The organism is Rothia sp. HMSC067H10 (assembly GCF_001810635.1).
In the GTDB taxonomy this organism is placed as follows: domain Bacteria; phylum Actinomycetota; class Actinomycetes; order Actinomycetales; family Micrococcaceae; genus Rothia; species Rothia dentocariosa.
Map to the genome: position 1 here is coordinate 67366 of NZ_KV802312.1, position 16504 is coordinate 83869.

12 protein-coding genes are annotated in these 16504 nt (G+C 54.4%); 11 read left to right on the forward strand and 1 reads right to left on the reverse strand.

The annotated features are described in order from the left end of the window. Positions 1-29 precede the first annotated feature (29 nt). From HMPREF2756_RS05520 to tuf, 5 genes are all read left to right on the forward strand, one after another. Positions 30-3935, forward strand: a complete 3906-nt coding sequence (locus tag HMPREF2756_RS05520) for a DNA-directed RNA polymerase subunit beta' (protein ID WP_070619161.1) — start codon at positions 30-32, stop codon at positions 3933-3935. A gap of 547 nt (positions 3936-4482) precedes the next feature. Further along, a complete protein-coding gene (rpsL, locus tag HMPREF2756_RS05525; RefSeq protein ID WP_004005292.1) occupies positions 4483-4857 on the forward strand; it encodes a 30S ribosomal protein S12 in 375 nt (124 codons plus the stop codon). After that, a complete protein-coding gene (gene rpsG / locus HMPREF2756_RS05530; RefSeq protein ID WP_004005291.1) occupies positions 4857-5327 on the forward strand; it encodes a 30S ribosomal protein S7 in 471 nt (156 codons plus the stop codon). Before rpsL ends, rpsG begins: the two co-directional genes overlap by 1 nt. Before the next feature lie 72 nt (positions 5328-5399). Beyond that, positions 5400-7514 carry an elongation factor G gene (gene fusA, locus HMPREF2756_RS05535; protein ID WP_070619164.1) on the forward strand — a complete coding sequence of 705 codons (2115 nt, stop codon included), beginning with the start codon at positions 5400-5402 and terminating at the stop codon, positions 7512-7514. A 205-nt stretch (positions 7515-7719) separates the two neighbouring features. After that, positions 7720-8910 (forward strand): elongation factor Tu, encoded by a 1191-nt coding sequence (tuf, locus tag HMPREF2756_RS05540; protein WP_013397618.1) that lies wholly within the window; start codon positions 7720-7722, stop codon positions 8908-8910. A gap of 441 nt (positions 8911-9351) precedes the next feature. On the opposite strand, the gene HMPREF2756_RS05545 is transcribed toward tuf, so the two are convergent. Next, complete coding sequence (locus HMPREF2756_RS05545) at positions 9352-12789, reverse strand: hypothetical protein (protein ID WP_070619167.1); 3438 nt, start codon at positions 12787-12789, stop codon at positions 9352-9354. Positions 12790-13390: 601 nt separating this feature from the next. On the opposite strand from HMPREF2756_RS05545, the gene rpsJ reads away from it, so the two are divergent. Genes rpsJ through rpsS form a run of 6 tightly spaced genes read left to right on the forward strand, consistent with a single transcriptional unit; the run spans position 13391 to position 16468 of the window. Further along, positions 13391-13699, forward strand: a complete 309-nt coding sequence (gene rpsJ, locus HMPREF2756_RS05550; protein WP_004005287.1) for a 30S ribosomal protein S10 — start codon at positions 13391-13393, stop codon at positions 13697-13699. Positions 13700-13712: 13 nt separating this feature from the next. Next, on the forward strand, positions 13713-14369 hold the full coding sequence (rplC, locus tag HMPREF2756_RS05555) for a 50S ribosomal protein L3 (protein ID WP_070619169.1): 657 nt from the start codon (positions 13713-13715) through the stop codon (positions 14367-14369). A gap of 6 nt (positions 14370-14375) precedes the next feature. Beyond that, positions 14376-14993: a 50S ribosomal protein L4 gene (rplD, locus tag HMPREF2756_RS05560; protein ID WP_004005285.1), complete on the forward strand. Its 618-nt coding sequence runs from the start codon at positions 14376-14378 to the stop codon at positions 14991-14993. After that, positions 14993-15295 (forward strand): 50S ribosomal protein L23, encoded by a 303-nt coding sequence (gene rplW, locus HMPREF2756_RS05565; protein WP_070619171.1) that lies wholly within the window; start codon positions 14993-14995, stop codon positions 15293-15295. The genes rplD and rplW overlap by 1 nt, the downstream gene beginning before the upstream one ends. A gap of 42 nt (positions 15296-15337) precedes the next feature. After that, on the forward strand, positions 15338-16174 hold the full coding sequence (gene rplB / locus HMPREF2756_RS05570) for a 50S ribosomal protein L2 (RefSeq protein WP_004005283.1): 837 nt from the start codon (positions 15338-15340) through the stop codon (positions 16172-16174). A 12-nt stretch (positions 16175-16186) separates the two neighbouring features. Next, complete coding sequence (gene rpsS / locus HMPREF2756_RS05575; RefSeq protein ID WP_004005282.1) at positions 16187-16468, forward strand: 30S ribosomal protein S19; 282 nt, start codon at positions 16187-16189, stop codon at positions 16466-16468. Positions 16469-16504: the final 36 nt, after the last annotated feature.

Sequence of the window (16504 nt, forward strand, 5' to 3'; positions counted from 1 at the left end):
CGAAACTACAGAAAGAGATTAGGACCGATATGTCCAACGAATCTTCGCTTGGTTTGATGCGAATTGGTCTTGCCACCGCCGACGATATCCGTCGTTGGTCTTATGGCGAGGTCAAGAAACCCGAGACCATCAACTACCGTACCCTGAAGCCGGAGAAGGAAGGCCTCTTCGACGAGCGCATCTTTGGTCCCACCAAGGACTGGGAGTGCTACTGCGGTAAATACAAGCGCGTGCGCTTCAAGGGTATTGTGTGTGAGCGCTGCGGCGTTGAAGTGACCCGCTCTAAAGTGCGCCGTGAGCGCATGGGCCATATTGAACTGGCTGCACCCGTCACCCACATCTGGTACTTCAAGGGCGTTCCTTCACGCCTGGGCTACCTGCTTGATTTGGCGCCCAAAGACCTGGAAAAGGTCATCTACTTCGCCGCCTACATGATCACGAGTGTGGACGAGGAAGCTCGTCACGAGGATCTGCCGAACCTGCAGGCGGCACACGACCGCGAAAAGCGTGAGCTGGAGTCTCAGCGTGACGCCGATATTGCCGCTATTTCCCGCGAAGTTGAGCAGGAATTGGCCCGTATTGAAGCCGAGGGCGGCAAGAAGACAGCCGAAAAGCGTAAGCTACGCGATAATGCAGAGCGTCAGATGGCTTCTGTTCGTAAGCGCGCCGACCGTGAAATTGAGCACCTGGAGAAGGTTTGGGATCGCTTTAAGAACCTGAAGGTTGCTGACCTTGAGGGTGATGAGGCGCTCTACCGCTCCATGATCGATAAGTACGGCCTGTACTTTGAGGGTGCAATGGGTGCTGAGGCTATCAAGAAGCGCCTGGAAACCTTCGATCTAGAGGCCGAAGCTGAGGCCCTGAAAGAGGTCATTCAGACCGGTAAGGGTCAGAAGAAGACCCGCGCGCTCAAGCGTCTGAAGGTTGTAAACGCCTTCCTGACCACTAATAACTCCCCGCTGGGTATGGTGCTGGATGTTGTTCCGGTTATTCCGCCGGAGCTGCGCCCGATGGTTCAGCTCGATGGCGGTCGCTTTGCGACTTCCGATCTGAACGACCTGTACCGTCGTGTGATCAACCGTAACAACCGCCTCAAGCGTCTGCTGGAGCTTGGCGCTCCCGAGATCATTGTGAACAACGAAAAGCGCATGCTGCAGGAAGCTGTGGATTCGCTCTTCGATAACGGTCGTCGTGGTCGCCCCGTGACCGGCCCCGGTAACCGCCCGCTGAAGTCGCTCTCCGATATGCTCAAGGGTAAGCAGGGTCGTTTCCGCCAGAACCTGCTCGGTAAGCGCGTGGACTACTCCGGCCGTTCCGTGATCGTGGTTGGTCCGCAGCTGGAAATGCATCAGTGCGGTCTGCCGAAGCAGATGGCGCTGGAGCTGTTCAAGCCCTTCGTCATGAAGCGCCTGGTGGAGCTTTCGCACGCGCAGAACATTAAGAGTGCAAAGCGTATGGTTGAGCGTTTCCGCCCGCAGGTGTGGGATGTTCTCGAAGAGATCATTACCGAGCATCCTGTGCTGCTGAACCGTGCACCTACCCTGCACCGTCTGGGTATTCAGGCGTTCGAGCCGAAGCTGGTTGAGGGTAAGGCTATTCAGCTGCATCCGCTCGTGTGTTCTGCGTTCAACGCTGACTTCGACGGCGACCAGATGGCGGTTCACCTGCCGCTCTCGCCCGAGGCTCAGGCTGAGGCGCGCATCTTGATGCTCTCCTCGAACAACATCTTGAAGCCTTCGGACGGTCGTCCGGTAGCTGTGCCTTCGCAGGATATGATCATTGGCTTGTACCACTTGACCACCACACGCGAAGGTGAGAAGAACGAGGGTCACGCATTCTCGTCGATTGCTGAAGCTCTGATGGCGATGGATCGTCACGATATTGAGCTGTACACCAAGATTAAGGTGCGTCTCTCTGGTGATGAGTTTGTAGCGCCCGAGGGTTGGGAAGCCCCTGAGGGTTACACGCCTGGCGATCCGATTCTGCTGGAGTGCACTGTCGGTCAGATTCTGTTCAACCAGACTTTGCCGAAGGATTACCCGTGGTTCTCTGGCATTGCAGATAAGAAGGGGCTGGGCAAGCTCATTAACGATCTTGCTGAGAAGTACCCGATGGATATCGTGGCGCGTACCCTGGATAACCTCAAAAACGCTGGCTTCTACTGGGCTTCGCGTTCGGGCGTGACCGTCGCCGTTTCTGATATCGCGACCCCGGCGACTAAGCCCGCGATTATGGAACGCTACGAAAAGCAGGCCTCCGCGATTGAGGATGAGTTTGATGTCGGTATGATTGGCGACGACGAGCGCCGTGAGGAACTCATCAAGATTTGGACCGAAGCTACCGATACGGTCGCTGAGGCTATGCGCGAGAATCTGAGCGACAACGGTGGTCTGAATACCATCTACCGCATGGTTACCTCTGGCGCACGTGGTAACTGGATGCAGGTTCGTCAGATTGCGGGTATCCGCGGTCTGGTGTCTAACCCGAAGGGCGAGATTATGCCCCGCCCGATTAAGTCCTCCTACCGTGAAGGGCTGTCGGTGTTGGAGTACTTCATCGCAACTCACGGTGCTCGTAAGGGTCTTGCCGATACCGCGCTGCGTACCGCTAACTCGGGTTACCTGACCCGCCGTCTGGTGGACGTTTCGCAGGATGTGATCGTGCGTGAACACGACTGCGGTACTCGCCGTGGTTTGGTACTTCCGCTGATCGATGCCGACGGCAACCTCCACCCGGATGTTGAGACTTCTATCCACGGTCGTACCTTGGCAATTGATGTCAAGGATTCTGACGGTAACGTCATCGCACCCGCTGGTGAAGATGTTTCGGATGTGCTGATCGAGAATCTGTTCAAGGCTGGCGTGAAGGAACTGCGTGTTCGTTCTGTGCTGACCTGCGAGTCCAGCATCGGCGTATGTGCCCTGTGCTACGGACGCTCGATGGCATCGAACGTTCTGGTTGATATTGGCGAGGCTGTGGGCATTATCGCGGCTCAGTCCATTGGTGAGCCCGGTACTCAGCTGACTATGCGTACCTTCCACACCGGTGGTGTTGCATCGGCTGACGATATTACCCAGGGTCTGCCCCGTATTCAGGAGCTCTTTGAGGCTCGTACCCCTAAGGGCGTGGCACCGATTTCTGAGGTTTCCGGCCGTGTGACCATTGAGGACACCGAAAAGTCGTACAAGATCGTCATTACCCCGGATGATGGTTCCGAACCGCAGTCTTACACGGTTCTTCGCCGTGCGGCTTCGAAGCTGCAGACCGGCGACCACGTTCAGGTGGGCGATCAGCTGGCTGCTGGTGCGGTTGATCCGAAGGAGGTTCTGCGTATTCGCGGTCCTCGTGAGGCGCAGAAGCACCTGGTGAGCGAGGTTCAGGGCGTGTACAAGTCTCAGGGCGTAGAGATCCACGATAAGCACGTTGAGGTTATTGTGCGTCAGATGCTCCGCCGCGTGACCGTCATTGAGTCTGGCGATACCGAGCTGCTGCCCGGTGAACTCGTGGATAACATCGTGTTCCAGAAGGCTAACCGTAAGGCGCTCGTTGAGGGCAAGAAACCTGCCGCTGGCCGTCCTGAGATGATGGGTATCACCAAGGCTTCGCTGGCCACCGAGTCCTGGCTGTCTGCCGCATCCTTCCAGGAGACCACTCGCGTTCTCACCCAGGCTGCTATGGAGGCTAAGACCGATCCGCTGCTTGGTCTGAAGGAGAACGTCATCATCGGTAAGCTGGTTCCCGCCGGTACCGGTTTGGCTCGCTACAACGATATTGAGGTTGAGCCCAGCCAGAAGGCGCGTGAGGAGCAGATGCAAGCGTTTGATGGCTTCGGCTACCAGAGCGCGTTCACCCAGCTAGGTGAAGATCCGTACCCCTACGCCAACAGCGGCTACATGGCCGTTCCCTTGGATGAGTACGGCCGCGGTCTTGAGTAAGACTCACATAATGGGTTCGTAAACTCGATTGTGAATCGGGCCTAGTAGCCTAGATGATGGAGGCGGTTTCGGGAACTTCCCGAGACCGCCTCCTGACGTTAGCTAGGGGGAGAGGACTACTCTATTTCAGTATCAAGTGATGAATACCATAGTGTATTTACCGTGATGGATGGTGTTCTCTCCGAGTTCAGCTAGATTAACAGGATTTTAACCTGTATAGTCTTTATCCGAAGTACCTAGACTCGGCGTGGAATTCACCACCGTGATTCCTTGTGATAGTTAATCGTGAGGTCTTGGGTCAACGAATCAATGGCAGTATGGATACCGTCCTTTGGTGTTGCCTGTGTGCTGACACCTAAATGCCATTTTTGAGTGTGCCCAAAAACTTTTTCATCAGAAATAAGTTTAAATCTCGCTGAGAGCAAGAACCCGTGTGCCTAGATGGGCTACGGGCTTCTGTAACCGAGAGCATTTCGTGGCAACACAAAATGCCAGTAAGTTCCCAAGGACTTGAAGACAGATAAGTCCACATAGTAACGGAGAAAACGTGCCTACTATTCAGCAGCTGGTCCGTAAGGGCCGGACTCCCAAGGTCGTTAAGACCAAGGCGCCCGCACTGAAGGGCAACCCTATGAAGCGTGGCGTGTGTACCCGTGTGTACACCACCACCCCGAAGAAGCCGAACTCGGCACTGCGTAAAGTCGCTCGTGTCAAGCTCAACGGTGGTATCGAGGTTACCGCATACATTCCCGGTGAGGGTCACAACCTGCAGGAGCACTCGATTGTGCTCGTTCGCGGTGGCCGTGTGAAGGACCTCCCCGGTGTTCGTTACAAGATCGTTCGTGGTGCTCTGGATACCCAGGGTGTTAAGGGTCGCGGCCAGGCTCGCTCCCGCTACGGCGCTAAGAAGGAGAAGAAGTAATGCCTCGTAAGGGTCCCGCTCCCAAGCGTCCCCTCGTAAACGATCCTGTTTACGGTTCTGCGCTGGTTACCCAGCTCATTAACAAGGTCCTGTTGGACGGCAAGAAGTCTGTGGCAGAGCGCATCGTATACGGTGCTCTTGAGGGTGTTGAGAAGAAGACCGGTTCTGATCCGGTCGTTACCCTGAAGAAGGCCATGGACAACATCAAGCCCTCGCTTGAGGTTCGTTCCCGCCGTGTTGGTGGTGCAACCTACCAGGTTCCGGTCGAGGTTCGCCCCGGCCGTTCCACTGCTCTAGCTCTTCGCTGGTTGGTTGGCTTCTCGAAGCAGCGCCGCGAAAAGACTATGACTGAGCGTCTGATGAACGAGATCCTGGATGCCTCCAACGGTCTCGGCGCCGCTGTCAAGCGCCGCGAGGACACTCACAAGATGGCCGAGTCCAACAAGGCCTTCGCACACTACCGTTGGTAATTCTCTGTTCATAGCCTGTCGAGGTTATGGAGCCTGGCAGGCTTTCGGAGTATCTCATTTAGGGAGAAAAACGTGGCACTTGATGTGTACACTGACCTGAGCAAGGTCCGCAACATCGGTATTATGGCGCATATTGACGCCGGTAAGACCACTACTACTGAGCGCATCCTGTTCTACACCGGTATTAACCACAAAATCGGTGAGACTCACGATGGTGCGTCAACTATGGACTGGATGGCTCAGGAGCAGGAGCGAGGTATTACTATTACCTCCGCAGCTACCACCTGCTTCTGGAAAGACAACCAGATCAATATTATTGACACCCCCGGTCACGTTGACTTCACCGTTGAGGTGGAGCGTTCGCTGCGCGTGCTTGATGGCGCTGTAGCGGTATTTGACGGTAAGGAAGGTGTTGAGCCTCAGTCTGAGACCGTGTGGCGTCAGGCTGATAAGTACGACGTTCCCCGCATCTGCTTCGTTAACAAGATGGACAAGATGGGTGCGGACTTCTATTTCACCGTTCAGACTATTATTGATCGCCTGGGTGCTAAGCCGCTCGTTATTCAGCTACCCATTGGTGCTGAGAGCGATTTCGTCGGCGTGGTTGACCTGCTCGAAATGAAGGCATATGTATGGCCCGGTGACTCTAAGGGCGACGTGACCATGGGTGCAGAGTACGAAACTCGGGAGATCCCCGCTGATCTGCAGGCTAAGGCTGAAGAGTACCGTGCAGAGCTGGTCGAAGCTGTTGCCGAGTCCAGCGAGGAACTCATGGAGAAGTACCTCGAAGGTGAAGAGCTCACGATTGATGAGCTCAAGGCTGGTATTCGCCAGCTGACCATCAACGGCGAATCATTCCCCGTACTCTGCGGTTCCGCATTCAAGAACCGTGGTGTTCAGCCCATGCTGGATGCTGTGATCGACTACCTGCCTTCTCCGCTGGATGTTCCCGATGTGGAGGGCTCTAGTCCCTCGAATGAGGAAGAGAAACTGTCCCGTAAGGCTTCCGTTGATGAGCCTTTCGCGGCCTTAGCTTTCAAGGTTGCAGCTCACCCGTTCTACGGTCAGCTTACCTATACCCGTGTGTACTCCGGTCACGCGGCTCAGGGGCAACAGGTTCTTAACTCGACTAAGGGTAAGAAGGAGCGTCTCGGTAAGCTCTTCCAGATGCATTCCAACAAGGAGAACCCGGTTGAGGAAATCACCGCAGGTCACATTTATGCGGCGATCGGTCTGAAAGATACAACTACCGGTGATACCTTGTGCGACGCTTCGCACCCCATTGTGCTTGAGTCGATGACCTTCCCCGCTCCCGTGATCTTCGTGGCTATTGAGCCTAAGACCAAGGGCGACCAGGAGAAGATGTCGACCGCAATTCAGAAGCTCTCCGCTGAGGACCCCACCTTCACCGTGTCGCTGAACGAAGAGACCGGTCAGACCGAAATCGGTGGTATGGGCGAGCTTCACTTGGACATCATCGTTGACCGTATGAAGCGTGAGTTCAAGGTTGAGGCTAACGTTGGTAAGCCTCAGGTTGCATACCGCGAGACCATTAAGAAGACCGTTGAGAAGGTCGACTACACCCACAAGAAGCAGACCGGTGGTTCCGGTCAGTTCGCGAAGGTGCAGGTTTCCTTCGAGCCGCTGCCTCTGGATGGCGAGGAACTGTATGAGTTTGAGGATAAGGTGACCGGTGGTCGCGTGCCTCGCGAGTACATTCCTTCTGTTGACGCTGGTATTCAGGACGCTATGAAGTTTGGTGTTCTGGCTGGTTACCCGATGGTCGGCGTGAAAGCGACCCTGATCGACGGTGCCTACCACGATGTCGACTCCTCTGAAATGGCGTTCAAGATCGCTGGTTCTATGGTCTTCAAGGAAGGCGCTAAGCGCGCTAACCCTGTCCTGCTGGAACCGCTGATGGACGTTGAGGTGCGTACCCCCGAAGAGTACATGGGCGACGTTATTGGCGACCTGAACTCTCGTCGTGGTCACGTGCGTTCCATGGAGGATGCATCCGGCGTCAAGATCGTCAAGGCTCTCGTACCGTTGACCGAGATGTTCGGCTACATTGGCGATCTGCGTGGTAAGACCCAGGGTCGTGCAGTATTCTCGATGGCATTCGACAGCTACGGCGAGGTTCCCAAGAACGTCGCTGACGAGATCATTCAGAAGAGCCGCGGCGAGTAATTTCCCGTCTCTTTCCTGAGGGCCGCGGGTTGAGAAGCCCGTGACCCCTCACTAAAATTTTTAAATAAAAATCCACCATTGAAGGCATGGACAGTTTCATCTCTGCCGCGTAATCCGCTATTCTAGACGCTAGACCGTTTTTTGCGGGTTGCGCCGGAGCGAAGATCCGGGTGCATGTTTTCAATACGTTCTAGGAGGAACACTCTTGGCTAAGGCTAAGTTCGAGCGCTCCAAGCCTCACGTTAACGTCGGTACCATTGGTCACGTTGACCACGGTAAGACCACCCTGACCGCTGCTATCTCCAAGGTTCTGGCTGACAAGTACCCGGACCTGAACGAACAGCGCGACTTCGGTATGATCGACAGCGCTCCTGAGGAGCGCCAGCGCGGTATTACCATTAACATCGCTCACATTGAGTACCAGACTGAGAAGCGTCACTACGCACACGTTGACGCTCCCGGTCACGCTGACTACGTCAAGAACATGATTACCGGTGCTGCACAGATGGACGGCGCAATCCTCGTGGTTGCTGCTACCGACGGTCCCATGGCGCAGACCCGTGAGCACGTGCTGCTCGCTCGCCAGGTTGGCGTGCCCACCCTGCTGGTGGCACTGAACAAGGCTGACATGGTTGATGACGAAGAGCTTCTCGACCTCGTCGAGATGGAGGTTCGTGACCTCCTCTCCTCGCAGGAGTTCGACGGTGATGACGCTCCCGTGATCCGCGTGTCCGCTCTGAAGGCTCTCGAAGGTGACCCCGAGTGGGTTGCTAAGGTTGAGGAGCTCATGGAAGCAGTTGACACCTACATTCCGGATCCGGTTCGTGAGACCGACAAGCCCTTCCTTATGCCCATTGAGGACGTCTTCACCATTACCGGTCGCGGTACCGTTGTGACCGGTCGTGCAGAGCGCGGTACCCTGAAGATCAACTCTGAGGTTGAGATCGTTGGTATCCGCCCCATCCAGAAGACCACCGTGACCGGTATCGAGATGTTCCACAAGCAGCTCGACGAAGCATGGGCAGGCGAGAACTGTGGTCTGCTTCTGCGTGGTCTCAAGCGTGACGACGTTGAGCGTGGTCAGGTTGTTGTGGAGCCGGGCTCCATCACCCCTCACACCGAGTTCGAAGCAAACGTCTACATCCTCTCTAAGGATGAGGGCGGTCGCCACAACCCCTTCTACTCGAACTACCGTCCTCAGTTCTACTTCCGTACTACTGACGTGACCGGTGTTATCAAGCTCCCCGAGGGCACCGAAATGGTTATGCCCGGTGACAACACCGAGATGAGCGTTGAGCTGATCCAGCCTATCGCTATGGAAGAGGGCCTCGGCTTCGCTATCCGTGAGGGTGGCCGCACCGTTGGTTCGGGTCGCGTTACCAAGATCATCAAGTAATTGCCGTAGCAACGACAATTCGCTGATGATGCGTTGAACAGTTTGATCTTTCAACGCTAGCGATTTTAGAAGTCCCCCTGCATCATTGAATGCAGGGGGACTTCTACGTTTAACACTCCGCAGAGAGGGCGCTTCTGTGAGCGATAGTTTATGTTTGGCATCTAACCCCAGTGGCAGTACACCCCCTAACCATAAGCACGGCTGGGGGAGGGCATGCCGGGGTAGATCGGGTACCTTCTTTTAGCGTGTCCTGCTTGGGCAGGCTTTTCTAGAACACGCTAAAAGGTAACGGGGTGAATAGTCCGGGATTGCATTACTTCACCTTACCCGTGCCTCCCTTATCCTCTCCATAAAAGAGCCTTGATAGTGAATGAAGCGAAGTTTCCAACACTTTGTTCACCATCAAGGCTCTTTTGTAGGAGCTAGAACATCAGGAATATTCTAGGCTTGAATATTTCCGTTCGGATTGTTGTGCTGTTGTGAGTACCCCGGATACTGCGTCTGACCATTGGGCTGGTTATAGCCTTGGTAAGGTTGCTGCCCTGCCCATGGCGCCTGTCCATAAGGTGCGGATGCAGCATTTGGAGGAACGAATCCGGCAGGCGCGCCCTGATACGGGTTCTGCGGAAGAGCGGGAGCTTGTTTATCCGCTGAAGGCCCCTGATCGCGAGCCAGCAAACGCCATACAACACCAGCAATGAGAAGTACCGAGATAATCATGAGCGTGAGCGGGTTGAGCCCGTTGAGTAGAAGCGCAAGATCTACTGTAACGAGAGCCGCGCTGACAAATACCCAGATACGGTCAAGAACAACGCTGACGAGTACAGTCAGGAGAATGCCCACGAGCATGATGACCGCACCTTGCTGAAGGTAACCAGCGCCCCATGCCATGATGGTGAGGAGCCCCTGTAATCCTATAGCCGTGTAGAGCAACGCCGCAGAGATACCTTGCTGAGCGGGGTGTTTCTCGATGAGGTTCCGGAGTATCTTAGATGCCACAACAGCAAGCAGAATGAGGATCGCAGCTTCCAGCAGGCTCTGGAAGAATCCTGTCACCGAGAAATCCAGAAGGATTCGTGTAGTAAATGCCACCGGTGCGGCAACGATGGCTGTTGGCAGCATGCGTTTAGTGCTGACGGAGGCAAAGCTCAAAGCTGTAAGACCCCACAGCAGGGCGCTCTGTACCGTATCTTCGGAAGCAATCGAAGCAAAAGTCCAGAAGGCGATAGCTATGATCGCCGGAACCATCAAAAAGGTGTTGTGCGGACCGTAGAATCGGGTGCTGTCATTGCGCTGAGAAACCAAATAGTTTTTCGAGGACCGGGCAGGTCCGTGGAGCGGAAGCTGAATAACTTGCTCTGAGTTCTCCAACTGCACGTTAAGAGGCTGAAGCGAATCATACTTGCCGGAGATTTCGCGCTTCAGCAGGGTTGTTAGACCGTAGAGGACTGCACTGCATAGGGCAGCGGCAAGCCCCTGGTAGATAACATATTCAGAGAACCGTGCGTGATTGAGGTTCAGCATATGATTGGTAACGGTATAACCTGTCAAGAGCAACGCGATAGAGGCGCATACTCGGAGCATAGCCAGGTTTGCTGCCTCCCCGAGCCCCCACAGTACTAGAACAGCAAGGGGACAGAAGATGGCGGTGAACAGAGCGTTGTCTGAGTACGCGAAGGGAGCGATGAAACCGGGCAGACACGCTGTGTAGAAGATAATGTAGAACACGATCCGTTCGCGTGGCTGGCGGCGAGTCATGTACAGGATTCCGCTCAGCAGACCTTGAATAAGGAGCAGTCCAGAGGCAGTGAGGAATACCTGATCAGAGGCAATGCTATTGGAAGCCCACAGCACAATGACTGACCCCAGCATCGGGAACCTAGACGTCATAAACATAATATGACGTTCCGAGGTTTTCTGAGGAATAATGTAAGACATTCCAAACATATAGATGCTGGTCAGAACCAAAACCCCGACTGCCCACCAGTCCCCAGTGGGGAAGAGGTAGTTCATCGATGTTGCTGCAACGCCTAAACCGCCTAACGTGAGATAGATACAGATGAGAGGCACAATCTTTTGATCTTTATACGCACTCGATGCTCGGAGCGTCAAGAAGCCAAGAGCCAAAACCGCGAGAAGAGCGACAACATAGAGCGAGGTATCAAGGGCTGGGTCAACAACCTCGCGGGGAGTCCACGTGAAGATCGAACGCAGCAGAAAGAATACAACTGCCATAACAAGGTACACCAGAATTTCCCGGAAGGCTGTTAGAGAACGTTTCTGGGGTAGCATCTCGTAACGGAACGCGGCGAACAATCCAAGAGCGGTAATGGTGAGAGCACCTGCTAGGAGGATACCTTGTACGCCCCATCCGAGCTGAAGCGTAAAGAGCAGGTGCATAGTACCTAGGAAGAGGAATATCTTCGTTGTACTCGATACAAGGAGCTGAGGTAGCTTAAGCCTGCGGGCGGTGAGCATGAGAATACCCGCTGTTACGAAGTACAGGTAGAAAGCGGATTCGTGCTGGCCTAGCAGCATCAGGCTTAGCCCGCCGCTTATTCCAGCGATTAGGTATATGTACTCCTGAGCGGGGAGATATTTGCGGTAGGCAGTAATAATACCCACACAAAGCACAGCAAATACCCATGCACGCGGAAAGGTAACACCGTCTAGATGCACAAGCAGCATAAATTCTAGCCCAGTTGGGAAAGAATTTATATTGGTCAGAAGTACATGTGGCATTTCGATAAAAGTGACGAATGCAGCAAAAATAATGCTTATATAAGTATCAATCCGAACATTCCAGCGCATGATGGGATGCTTAGGTAGATTCGCCTTCATTTCACGCTGCATAAGGGGGTACCCTACCAAGACTGCGAGAAGGTGCAGCGTATATAGGCCCATGAGGACAATTGTGACGGTAACGGGCCTCTCTAAGCCCCAGCCGAAACTGATCAGGGCGATGAACGGGTAGAGGCGAGCCTGAACGTAGTAGTCAAGCTTGCGTTCCAGAGTAGTAAAGACGAAAGCGTGAGCCGACATAACGGAGAAGACTATGCCCATATCAGAGCTGCTCATCTGCGGTATAAAGAAGAGCACAACGACCGCTGTGACGGGAACGAAAATACGGGAGGATTCTAAAAGACCCTCACGCAAACCGGTAGGTACAAGGCGCGAATTCAGGCGTATGAGCAGGCCCAGGATAATGGCGAGTACTGTGAGCGCGACGAAGTACCACACAAAGGGGAGAGCAGCTACGTTCGTGGCGGCAAGCGCATCCGAGACGAAGAAAGAAATAAGAACATAAGCCATCACCCTGTTGCGCATAAAAGAGCAGGCCAGAATAATCGCAGCTGTGCCAACGAGTGAGACCAGCAGCCAGATGAGGCTTCCGTCATTCCAAAGTCCCAGAACATAGGTTGCGATACCGGTAAGGGGTAAAAGTGCTAAACCTGTGGCGGTGAATGAGTAGGATGCGATGCGCAAACGTACCACGGTTTTGTAGGTAATAAGACCTGCGCTGTAGAAAAGTAAACTACCTAATCCTAGGCCAGCTACACGAAGAATAACGCTGGTCCTATCTTGCGAGGTGATTGAGGTGATGAACAGCGCTGCAGAACCGATGAGGAGCAATGAGCCCAAGTAAAGCAAGACATTGAGGAAAAGATCTTCGGCACGGCGGCGGGTCAAAGAACGGGTGGTCTGCTGGGGAGCCTGCATCGTTGCCTGTGATGGATCAGAATACCACGTTGTTTGTGGGTTTTGGCCCTGCCAAGGCATCTGTGCCTGAGGGTATGAATACCCGGCTGGTGTCTGAGGAGACTGCCCTGAACCCTGCGGCTGAGTGCCGGAGGGGATTTTGTGGTTGGGGGTAGACATGATATTTACTCCTTTAATGATTTACCTATTTTCACCATAGACGAATGCGGAGCATAGATTCTTTGATTTGATGCTTTATTCGGCATAGAGGTTTCTGGAAAAAGAATGAGAGAATCCTGAATGTGAAATAACCGCATTTTTAAGGAGTAATTCTGGTTTTCGAGATTTCCTCATGATAGATTCCCAGGACACTCAAACGATATGAAAAAATAAAATAATGAACCTCAGCATGAGAGTCAGGCAGGACTGCGAAGCAAAGGCGTGTATCCTTGCCAGTAATTGTGTTTTTAACAACAACCTTTGAATCTGCTTGCGTGAGATGGCGAGTTTTGAGAGAATGGACGACGTTGTAAAAGCGTTTATCTGTTCTAGATAAGCCCACATATGACCCGGTCCGAGGAATGAAGGGACGAGTCTGTCTTACGGTAGGCGACACGCCCGAGTTCGGGGGTCGGTGCCCATGCGGGGTGAGGAACCCGGTTTCACCGGATTCAGTCCGTGGTGGGCGGCGCACGTGATGAATATATCGCGTTCCTTAAGCGCCATGATAAGGGGCACAAGCTCCGATACAGGGAATACATCAAGAAAGAGAGTCCGACAGATGGCGGGACAGAAAATCCGCATCCGTCTGAAGTCCTATGATCACGAGGTCATTGATTCTTCGGCACGGAAAATCGTCGAAACGGTAAAGGGTGCAGGCGCAACTGTAGTTGGCCCCGTGCCGTTGCCGACCGAGAAGAACGTATACTGCGTTATTCGTTCTCCCCATAAGTACAAGGACAGCCGCGAGCACTTCGAGATGCGTACGCACAAGCGTCTGATCGACGTTGTTGATCCGACCCCTAAGGCTGTTGATGCCCTCATGCGTCTTGACCTGCCGGCAGACGTGAACATCGAGATCAAGCTGTAGAGGATCGCATCTCATGACTAACAAATTCGAGCGCCAGGTGAAGGGTCTGCTGGGTACTAAACTTGGCATGACTCAGGTCTGGGACGAGGGCGGCAAAGTTGTGCCGGTGACCGTCGTCAAGGCCGATTCTAACGTTATTACTCAGATCCGTAACCAGGAAACTGACGGCTACCACGCTGTGCAGATTGGTTTCGGTTCCATCGATTCTCGCAAGGTTACCAAGCCTCTGGCTGGTCACTTCGAGAAGGCCGGTGTTACTCCCCGTCGTCACCTCGTCGAACTGCGCACCGCAGACGCTGCTGAGTATTCCCTCGGTCAGGAATTGACCGTTGAGATGTTCGAGCCCGGTCAGAAGGTAGACGTCGTTGGCAAGACCAAGGGTAAGGGTTTCGCAGGTGTTATGAAGCGTCACGGCTTCAAGGGTGTTGGCGCATCGCACGGTCAGCACAAGAACCACCGTAAGCCCGGTTCCATTGGTGGTGCATCCTATCCCGCACGCGTGTTCAAGGGTATGCGCATGGCTGGCCGTATGGGCGCAGCTCGTCACACCACTTTGAACCTGACTATCCAGGGTGTGGACGCAGAGAACAATGTCCTGCTGATCAAGGGTGCAATCCCCGGTCCTAAGGGCGGCGTTGTTCTGGTTCGTACCGCTGTGAAGGGAGCCTAGTACATCATGGCTGTCAAAACCCTTAAGGTAGATCTGCCCGCAGAGATTTTCGACGCGCAGGCATCCGTACCCCTGCTGCACCAGGTTGTCGTTGCACAGCTTGCTGCCGCACGTCAGGGTACCCACAAGACCAAGAACCGTGGTGAAGTTTCCGGTGCAGGTCGCAAGCCCTTCAAGCAGAAGGGTACCGGTAATGCACGTCAGGGCTCCATCCGCGCTCCGCATATGACCGGTGGTGGCGTGGTGCACGGTCCGACCCCGCGTAACTACGCACAGCGCACCCCCAAGAAGATGATCGCCGCAGCACTGCGTGGCGCTCTCTCTGACCGTGCTCGTCACGACCGCATCCACGTGGTGGAGAACTTCATCTCTGGTGAGACTCCCTCGACTAAGGCTGCTAAGGCTGCATTCGCAGAGCTTACCGATCGCAAGAATGTTCTGTTCGTTATCGATCGTGCAGAGGATGTGCTGGCACTGTCCGCACGTAACCTGCAGAAAGTTCACGTGCTCTACGCAGATCAGCTCAACACCTACGATGTGCTGGTTTCGGATGATGTAGTCTTTACCAAGGCGGCATACGACGCGTTTGTAGCTGCTAATCAGAAGAAGGAGGGCGCTAAGTAATGAGCGTTTCCACCAAGTCTGTGTACGACGTAATTATCGCTCCTGTTGTTTCTGAAAAGAGCTATGGACAGATCGACGAAGACAAATACACTTTCGAGGTCGCTCCGGACTCAAACAAGCTTGAAATCAAGCAGGCTATCGAAACAATCTGGGACGTCAAGGTTGCTTCCATCAATACTATGAACCGTAAGGGCAAGCGGAAGCGCACCCGTTTCGGTTGGGGCTCTCGTAAGGACACCAAGCGTGCCGTCGTGACCCTCAAGGAAGGCCGTATCGACATCTTCGGCGGTCCGCAGGCATAAGGCTCGCGGAGACCACTTTAACGAAGGAAAGAAATATCTCACATGGGTATTCGTAAGTATAAGCCGACGACCCCGGGTCGCCGCGGTTCGAGCGTTGCTGATTTCGTTGAAATCACCCGCTCCACCCCGGAAAAGTCCCTGCTTCGTCCGCTTCACAAGACCGGCGGCCGTAACAACACCGGTCGTATCACCACTCGTCATAAGGGTGGCGGACACAAGCGTCAGTACCGTCTGATCGACTTCCGCCGTCACGATAAAGACGGTGTGAATGCACGCGTTGCGCACATCGAGTACGATCCAAACCGTACCGCACGCATCGCACTTCTGCACTACTTCGATGGTTCTAAGCGCTACATTATCGCTCCGAACAGGCTCTCTCAGGGCGACATCGTCGAGTCTGGCCCTTCAGCCGACATCAAGCCCGGCAACAACCTGCCCCTGCGCAACATCCCCGTAGGTACCGTGCTCCACTGCGTTGAGCTCCGTCCCGGCGGCGGTGCAAAGCTGGCACGTTCCGCTGGTGCTTCGGTTCAGCTGGTTGCTAAGGAAGGCAAGTACGGTCAGCTCCGTCTGCCCTCCGGCGAAATCCGTAACGTGGATGTTCGCTGCCGTGCAACCGTGGGCGAAGTTGGCAACGCAGAGCAGTCCAACATCAACTGGGGTAAGGCTGGCCGCAACCGTTGGAAGGGCATCCGCCCGACCGTTCGTGGTGTGGTTATGAACCCGGTTGACCATCCGCATGGTGGTGGTGAGGGTAAGACCTCCGGTGGTCGTCACCCGGTTAACCCCAACGGTAAGCCCGAGGGTCGTACTCGTCGTCCCAATAAGGAAAGCGACAAGCTCATCGTTCGTCGCCGTCGTACTGGCAAGAAGCGCTAAGGAGCCTGACACATGCCTCGTAGTTTGAAGAAGGGCCCTTTCGTTGATCAGCACCTTTACCTGAAGGTAGCGGCTCAGAACGAGAAGGGCACCAAGAATGTTATTAAGACTTGGTCCCGTCGCTCGATGATTATTCCCGATATGCTCGGGCACACCATCGCAGTGTACGACGGACGCAAGCACGTACCGGTATTCATTACCGAGTCGATGGTTGGGCACAAGCTCGGCGAGTTTGCACCCACCCGCACTTTCCGCAGCCATGTGAAGGACGACCGTAAGGGCAAGCGTCGCTAATCGGATAATCCGATCAGTTAACGTTTCCTTTTCGGC